This window comes from Streptomyces sp. SID5785 (genome assembly GCF_009870065.1).
GTDB lineage: Bacteria > Actinomycetota > Actinomycetes > Streptomycetales > Streptomycetaceae > Streptomyces.
On record NZ_WWIA01000522.1, the window covers coordinates 1 to 7,821 of the forward strand.

9 protein-coding genes are annotated in these 7,821 nt (G+C 75.1%); 5 read left to right on the plus strand and 4 right to left on the minus strand.

Features of this window, described 5'->3' with window-relative positions; all coding sequences use genetic code 11:
• Positions 1-234 precede the first annotated feature (234 nt).
• Positions 235-867 (plus strand): response regulator transcription factor, encoded by a 633-nt coding sequence (locus GTW43_RS16965; RefSeq protein WP_161302865.1) that lies wholly within the window; start codon positions 235-237, stop codon positions 865-867.
• A 38-nt stretch (positions 868-905) separates the two neighbouring features.
• Positions 906-1,406, plus strand: coding sequence for a hypothetical protein (locus tag GTW43_RS16970; RefSeq protein ID WP_161302866.1), 501 nt, complete (start codon positions 906-908; stop codon positions 1,404-1,406).
• 6 nt (positions 1,407-1,412) lie between these two features.
• On the opposite strand, the gene GTW43_RS16975 is transcribed toward GTW43_RS16970, so the two are convergent.
• Positions 1,413-2,132, minus strand: a complete 720-nt coding sequence (locus GTW43_RS16975) for a pentapeptide repeat-containing protein (protein WP_161302867.1) — start codon at positions 2,130-2,132, stop codon at positions 1,413-1,415.
• 135 nt (positions 2,133-2,267) lie between these two features.
• Here GTW43_RS16975 and GTW43_RS16980 point away from each other — a divergent pair, with 135 nt between their 5' ends.
• Both GTW43_RS16980 and GTW43_RS16985 read left to right on the plus strand, forming a co-directional pair.
• A complete protein-coding gene (locus GTW43_RS16980) occupies positions 2,268-3,479 on the plus strand; it encodes an NAD(P)-binding protein (RefSeq protein WP_161302868.1) in 1,212 nt (403 codons plus the stop codon).
• 103 nt (positions 3,480-3,582) lie between these two features.
• Positions 3,583-4,596, plus strand: a complete 1,014-nt coding sequence (locus GTW43_RS16985) for a zinc-binding dehydrogenase (protein ID WP_161302869.1) — start codon at positions 3,583-3,585, stop codon at positions 4,594-4,596.
• Positions 4,597-4,646: 50 nt separating this feature from the next.
• Here GTW43_RS16985 and GTW43_RS16990 read toward each other — a convergent pair whose 3' ends face one another.
• Entirely contained in the window at positions 4,647-5,120 is a 474-nt protein-coding gene (locus GTW43_RS16990; protein ID WP_161302870.1) for a GNAT family N-acetyltransferase, read from the minus strand.
• Positions 5,121-5,277: 157 nt separating this feature from the next.
• Positions 5,278-6,180, minus strand: coding sequence for an aminoglycoside phosphotransferase family protein (locus GTW43_RS16995; protein ID WP_343246034.1), 903 nt, complete (start codon positions 6,178-6,180; stop codon positions 5,278-5,280).
• A gap of 18 nt (positions 6,181-6,198) precedes the next feature.
• Between GTW43_RS16995 and GTW43_RS17000 the strand changes: the two genes are divergently transcribed.
• Positions 6,199-6,909, plus strand: coding sequence for a rhomboid-like protein (locus GTW43_RS17000; protein ID WP_237536637.1), 711 nt, complete (start codon positions 6,199-6,201; stop codon positions 6,907-6,909).
• Positions 6,910-7,033: 124 nt separating this feature from the next.
• Here GTW43_RS17000 and GTW43_RS17005 read toward each other — a convergent pair whose 3' ends face one another.
• Positions 7,034-7,630, minus strand: a complete 597-nt coding sequence (locus tag GTW43_RS17005) for a thioredoxin domain-containing protein (RefSeq protein ID WP_343246035.1) — start codon at positions 7,628-7,630, stop codon at positions 7,034-7,036.
• Positions 7,631-7,821 lie beyond the last annotated feature (191 nt).

Here is a 7,821-nt window from a genome sequence, read left to right on the forward strand (position 1 = left end):
CCCGCAACGGCGTCACCCCCAGGGGCTCCGCCCCGGCCCCCGCTCCTCAATCGCCGGAGAGGCTTGAGGTGGCCACCGCTCGCGGTCGCCCGCAGGTCAGAGACAGGGGCTGTGCATCAGCCCCGAAAAGGGGCGCGGGGAACTGCGCGACCGGCCCACCACCAACGCGCACCCGGCAACGGCACCGCAACCCACCACAATGAACCCCACCCCGACGAGAGAGGCCCGCGCCCCATGACACCCCCCGTGCGAATCCTGCTCTGCGACGACCACGTCGTCGTCCGCGCCGGCCTCCTCGCCCTCCTGGACAGCGCCCCCGGCATCGAGGTGGTCGGCGAGGCCGGCACCGGCGAGGAGGCCCTGGCGCTGGCCACGAAACTCGCCCCCGACGTCGTCCTCATGGACCTCCAGCTCGGCGCGGGCATCGACGGCGTCGAGACGACCCGCCGCCTCACCACCGGCACACCCCCCACCCCGCACGTCCTGGTCCTCACCACGTACGACACGGACGCCGACATCACCCGCGCCATCGAGGCCGGCGCCACCGGCTACCTGCTCAAGGCCGAGCGCCCGGAGGAACTGTTCGCCGCGATCCACGCCGCCGCCGAGGGCCGCACCACCCTCTCCGCCCCGGTCGCCTCCCGCGTCATGGCGAACATGCGCAAGCCCCGCCCCACGCTCACCGACCGCGAGCGCGACATCCTCGCCCAGCTCGCGCACGGCCTGGGCAACCGGGACATCGCCAAGGCCCTGTTCATCAGCGAGGCCACGGTGAAGACCCACCTGGGCCGGATCTACGACAAGCTCGGCGTCGACACCCGCGCCGGTGCCGTCGCGGTGGCGAAGGAGCAGCGCCTGCTCCCCTGATCCGGCGACGCCCCCGCGGCCGTGACACCATCGCGTACGTGCTCGACATCGGTTACGCCCTCTCCCGCCGCTTCCCGGATCCGCCGCAGACGGACTACCGGCGCGCGGACGTCCACGCGCTGCGCCACGACCTGTTCAGCGGCGACGTGTACCTGGCCGACACGAAGGCGGACCGGGAGCTGTCCACAGCCTGGGGATGGGTGCCGGTGCTCGACTTCGCCTGGGCGCTGTGCGACATCACCGAGCGGCTCGACCGGGACCCGCGCGGCAGCCGCAGCGCCACTCCCCAGTACGCGGAACTGGACTTCACCGAGTCGACCGACCGGATGCTGTTCGAGCGCCGCTTCGGCTGGGTCGACATCGAGTCCGACTGGATGCCCGGCGACGAGCCGCCGCTGACCTTCTCGCACACCGAACTGCGCCGCGAGGCCCGCGACTTCCTGCACGACCTGATCGCCGATCTGACCGACCTGCACGAGGACCTCGGGGACAACCCGGCCGTCTGGGACCTCCAGGCCCGCTTCCCCCGGATGAAGTAAGCCCGCTCAGTCCTCCACCCGCACCCCCAGCTCCGCCGCGAACACCGGTGCCAGGTCGAGGAGTTGAGACGTCGAGATCACGGCCCCGCCCAGTCGGTCGACCCCGCGGGCGACGTCGAGCCGCGCCGCCTCCCGCAGATCCACGTCCGTCAGCGTCACCCCCGACAGGTCCGCCCCCGTCACCACGCAGCCGGGGAACTCGACCCGCTCCAGGCTCGCGCCCCCGAAGTCCGGCTCGACCAGCACGCAGCCCTCGAAGACGACGTCCTTGAGCCGCGCCTTCCGCAGATTCAGGTAGTCGATCTTGCCGCCGCGGATCAGCACCCGCTCCAGCGCCGCGCCGTGCAACTGCGTCCCGCCCAGGCGCGCGTCCGTCACCTCCACGTCCCGCAGCGTCGCCTCCGCGAGCTGCGTGCCGACCCCGCGGATCGCACGCAGCGACGTGTCCAGGATCCGGGCCCGCCCCAGCTCCGTACCGTCCAGCGCGCACTCCTCCAGCGCACAGTCCATGAACCGCGCCCCGGTCCCCTCCTGCCCGGAGAGGTCGACGGCCCGCAGCTCCACCCCGTCGTAGTCCCCGTCCGGCGCCAGGCCCGCACCCTCGGGCCACGGCTCCAGCGGCGGCAGCCGCAGCTCCGGCCGCCGCGCCCGCCGGACCCGCGCCGCCGTCCCGCTGCTCCGGCTGCCCCTGCTGTTCCCGCTGCTCCTGCTGTTCCTGTCGGCCATCCCCCCATGCTGCCCGCCCCCACTGACAACGCCGCGGCACCCGGCCAGGACCCGCCCCGGCGGCGATGTCACATTCCGCGGCGCCCCCGGCGTCGTAGAAGTGCACGCCGGCTCGTACGAAGGCAGGAGACCCGCATGGCCCGCAGGACCCCCGACCTCACCGTCATCGGCGGCGGTCTCGCCGGACTGACCGCCGCGATCACCGCCGCCGAGGCCGGCGCGCGCGTCACGCTCCACGAGGCCCACCACACCCTGGGCGGCCGCGCCCGGACGGCCGGCGCGGAGCCCGGCGAGCAGACACAGGCCCGCTACCGCACCCACAACGGACCGCACGCCCTCTACGCCGGCGGCCCGCACTGGACCTGGCTCAAGCGGCGCGACCTGCTCGGCCCGGTCACCGGCGTCCCGCTGCACGAGGCCGCCCGGCTGCGCTTCCACCGGGGCGGCGTCCTGCGCCGCACCCCGCCCGCCGCGCTCCTCCGACTGCTGCGCCACCGGCCCGAACACGCCCCCGTGGACGAGGACTTCACCACCTGGGCGGGCCGCGTCGCCGGCGTCGACGGGGCCCGCGCCGCGGCCCACTACACGGCCGTCGCCCTCTTCCACCACGACCCCGGGTCGCTCTCGGCCCGCTTCGTGCAGGAGCGCCTGCGCCGGACGACCGCCCTGCCACCGGAGGCCCACTACCCGCTGGGCGGCTGGTCCGCGGTCGTCGACCGGATGGCCGCCCGCGCCTGGAACCTGGGCGTCCGCGTCGAGACCCTCAGCCGCCTCGACACCGTCCCCACCGACACCCCCGTGGTCGTCGCCACCTCCCTGGAGGCCGCCCGCCGGCTGCTCCGCGACCCCACGCTGACCTGGGACAGCGGGCGCACGGCCCTCGTCGACCTCGCGCTGCGCCGGCGCCGCGGCGACGCGTTCGCCGTGTCGGGGATCGACTTCCCGGCCTGGATCGAACGCTTCACCGCACAGGACCCGTCGCTCGCCCCGAGCGGCGAGAGCCTGCTCCAGGGCCAGGTGCCACTCGCCCCGCACGAGTCCGCGGCCGACGGCTCGGCCCGCGCCGAGCTGCTCCTCGACCTCGCGTACCCCGGCTGGCGGTCCCGCACGGTCTGGCGCCGCGACGCCGTCGCCCAGGGCCGCACCGGCGCCCTCGACCGCCCCGGCACCACCTGGCGGGACCGGCCCGCGATCGACCGCGGCGACGGGGTGTACCTCGCGGGCGACATGGTGGCCGCGCCCGGCGTGCTCAGCGAGGTCTCCTTCACCAGCGCCATCGAGGCGACGACGCTCGCGCTGCGCAGGGCGGTCCCGGCGGCGCCCGGCCTTGACCTCAAGTTTGGTTGAGGTCGAAGACTGGCGGCACGACCACCGGCGCCGCCGGGGTCGCGGGGAGCGCCGACCGGCACCGGCACCCCGCCGTCTTCGCCCTGCCCCCCGAGGAGTTCCCATGCACGCCGTCCGCCTGCACGCCTTCGGCCCCGCCGAGAACCTCTCGTACGAGCGGACCGACGACCCGGTGCCCGGCCCCGGCCAGGTCCGTATCGCCGTCGAGGCCGCCGGGGTGCACCTGCTCGACGCCGCGCTCCGCACCGGCGTGCAGGGCCCGCTGCCCGCCCTCCCCGACCTGCCCACGATCCCCGGCCGCGAGGTCGCCGGGACCGTCGACGCCCTCGGCGCGGGCACCGACCCGTCCTGGCTCGGCCGCCGCGTCGTCACCCACCTCGGCCTGGTCCCCGGCGGCTACGCCGAGCTGGCCGTCGCCGACGCCGACCGGCTCTACCCGACCCCCGAGACGCTCGACGCGGCCCGGGCCGTCGCCCTCATCGGCACCGGCCGCACCACCGCCGGCATCCTGAACTTCACCGAGGTCACGCCGGACACCGTCGCCCTCGTCCCCGCCGCGGCCGGCGGCATCGGCACCCTCCTCGTCCAGTACGTGAAGCACGCCGGCGGCACGGTCATCGCGCTCGCCGGCGGCCCCGCCAAGGTGGCACGGGCCGCAGCCGACGGCGCCGACCTCGCCCTCGACTACCGCGCCCCCGGCTGGTCGGACGCCGCCCGCGCCTTCCTCGACGCCCGCGGCCTGCACGGCACCGTCCTCTTCGACGGCGTCGGCGGCGAGGCGGCCGACACCGCCCTCGGCCTCCTCGGCCCCGGCGGCCACCACGTCATCTTCGGCTGGTCCGCCCAGGGCATCGCCGCCGACAGCGGCCCCCACCTGCTCGACGCCGCCGAACAGGCCCGGCGCGGCATCGTCCAGGAACAGGTCGTCGGCCCCGCGATGCTCGCCCGCGCCGGCGGCACCCACCCCCTCCGGACGCTGGAACGGGCCGCCCTCGACCTCGCCGCCCGCGGCGTCTTCGTCCCCGCCGTCCAGCGCTTCCCCCTCGCCGAGGCGGCCGCCGCCCACCGCGCCCTGGAGTCCCGCGCGACGACCGGCAAGGTGGTCCTGGAACCCTAGGGCCCGGCGGAGGCCGTGTCCGACGGAGGCGATGTCCGGCGGCCCGCATCTCATCCGCCGAGCGCGCGCAACGCCCCGTCCGTCAGCCGGAACACCGTCCACTCGTCCTGCGGGCGCGCACCGAGCGACCGGTAGAAGTCGATCGCCGGAGTGTTCCAGTCGAGCACCGACCACTCCAGACGCTCGTAGCCGCGCTCGGCACAGATGCGCGCCAGTTCCGTCAGCAGCGCCTTGCCGTGGCCGCCGCCGCGCGCCTGCGGCCGTACGTACAGATCCTCCAGGTAGATGCCGTGGACACCGCGCCACGTGGAGAAGTTCAGGAACCACAGCGCGAACCCGACCGGCTCACCGCTCCCGTCGTCCTCGGCGATGTGCGCGAACGCGGCGGGCCGCGGGCCGAACAGCGCCTCGCGCAGCTGCTCCTCGGTGGCCCGCGCCTCGTGCAACGCCTTCTCGTACTCGGCCAGTTCACGGACCATGGCATGGATCGCGGGGACGTCCGCGGGAGTCGCTTCTCGGATCATGCACGCAGAGTAGATCCTGCCCGTGGTCCGGACCGCGGGCAGGACTGCGGACAGGACCGCGGGCAGGGCCCTGAGCCCGGCCGCCCGTGCGCAGGCGCGCGATCGGACACACGGGCAGACACGCGGGCAGGCGCACGGGCGAACACGGGGCCGGCCCTCACCCGGATCGTGCGGTCCCCCGGGCCCTCAGCCGCCGCACGATCTCCAGGCCGTCCGCCGCCAGAGGCCGGCCGTCCGCCACGTCCCACAGGGCGTTCTGCAGCACACGGCCCAGCGTCCACGCCCGGGCCCGCACCCGGTCCAGGCCCAGCGCGCCGGTCAGCGCGTCGAACCGCCACACCACCTCGTCCGCCTCGAAGCGGTTGTCGAGCACCGGCCACAGATCGAAGCCCGGGTCGCCCGCCAGCGGCTTCGGGTCGATCGCCAGCCAGGGCTCCCGCTCGCTCGCCAGCACGTTCTCGAAGTGCAGATCCCAGTGCAGCAACCGGTCCCCGGGCTCGCCCGCGACCTCCCGCACCGCCGCCGCACAGTCCGCCACCAGCGCCCGCCGGCCCCTGTCCGCAATCCGCGGCAGTGCCGACGGCACCTGGGCCAGCATCCGCTCCGCGATGTCCCCGAGCCGCCGCATCCCCCGCGGCGCGGGACCCGCCGTCAGCCGCGCGAGCAGGTCCGCGATGACCAGCACCGCCTCCCGGGAGTCCGCGACCGTGCTCAGCATCCGGCGCTCGTCCAGCCGCTCGAGGAGCATCGTGCCGGACGCCGGGTCGTAGTCGAGGAGCCGCACCGCCCCGGCCCCGTCCCAGACCCGCAGCGCGACCGGCTCGCCCGCCGTCTCCTCGTCGAGGACCTGGAACTTCACCACCGCGGGCACCCCGTCCGCGGCGCGCACCACCGGCAGCACCAGCGCCGCCATCCCGTGCATGGGCGCCCCGTCCGGCCGCAGCCCCCAACGCCCGAGCCACTCCTCGACCAGCGCGGGCAGCCCGGCGACGAACTTCCGCCCGGCGACCCCCGCGTACGCGTACTGCGACTCCACCAGCCCGATGGGAATGTCGATCACGCCGCCGACCCTACCGACATGCCTCAATCGGACATGCGCCATTTTCCCCACCGCCTGTGGACCCGCACCGCGGCCTGGGTGCGCAGCGCCCCCGGCACCTACCTCTGGCTCGCCGCCCTGTTCGTCACCACCGTCGCCGTGCACCACATGAGCCCCGACTTCGAACAGGCCTTCCTGCGCCAGCGCTCCACCAACCTGCACGAGCTGTCCGAGAACCCCGTCCGCGTCCTCGTCGCCTCGGCCTTCTGGATCGACGGCAGCAGCTGGTGGCCGTACGCCGTGCTCTACACGCTCTTCCACGCCCCCGCCGAACGCTGGCTCGGCACCCCCCGCTGGCTCGCCGTCGCCGCCGCCGCCCACGTCCTCGCCACCCTCATCAGCGAGGGCGCCCTCCTCTGGGCGATCCGCCACGGCCACGCCCCCACCAGCAGCGTCAACACCCTGGACATCGGCGTCAGTTACGCCCTCGCCGGCGTCGCCGCCGTCCTCACCTACCGCATTCCACGCCCCTGGCGCTACGCGTACCTCGCCGCCCTCCTCGCCTTCTACGGCGCCCCGCTCGTCACCGGCCGCACCTTCACCGACCTCGGCCACGCCACCGCCGCCCTGATCGGCCTCTGCTGCCGCCCCCTCACCCCGGCCGCGGCCCGCACCGCTCCACCCGACCACGACACCGGCGTCCGGCACCCCGCCCAGGACCACCGACCGCCGCCGCACACCAGGGACTAGGGCGACCTCGCGGCCCGGCACCCCTCGCCCCGACGCCCGACGCCCGGCACGACACCCCGGGCGCGCCATCGGACACGACCCCGGCTCCGACCCCGGTCAGGCCCCCGAGACGTACCGCCCCGCCCTACGACCCGATGCCCGCCTTCCGCAGCACCCCCGCGAACGACGCCTCCCCGTACATCGCGTCCTCCCCGCCCCCCGCCTTGTGCCCGTCGATCAGCACCGTCGGCGTGCCCCGCATGCCGTCCTCGCGGAACGCCTGCATCGCATCCCGCACCCACGCCTCGTGCGAGCCGTCCCGCACCGCCCGGTCGAACGCCGGACCCCGCAGCCCCTCCACCCGGTCCGCGATCCGGAGCAGGAACGCGTTCGTGAACACGTCGTCCGACTCGTCCTCCGGCTGGTTCGCGAACAGCGCCGCATGGAACTCCGGGAACTTCCCCGCATCGACCGACGCCCGCAGCGCGTTCGCCGCACGCTCCGACCCCGCACCACCCAGATTCCGGTCCAGGAACGACGCGATCGTGTACTCCACCTTCACGTCACCGTCCGCCACCGGCCCCACCAGCGCCCGCGCCCCGCCCTCCTCGAAACGCTTGCAGAAAGGGCAGCGCGCGTCCTCGTACACCTTCACCGTGTGCGGCGCGTCCTTCTCCCCCACGACCACCACCGCCCCCTTCACCCGCACCGGCACCCCGGACAACCCCTCCGTGTCCGCCACCGCCCGCACCTGCGCCGGTGCACCCCCGGAGCCGGCCGACCCCGGACCGCCCGACACCGCACACGCCCCGAGCCCCGCGCCCAGCCCCACGACCGCCGCCACCGTCACCGCACCCCGCACCACGCGCCGCATACCGAACCCTTCCGAAACGATCAGGACCCGACCAAACTACGCAGCGCGCATCCCCCGCC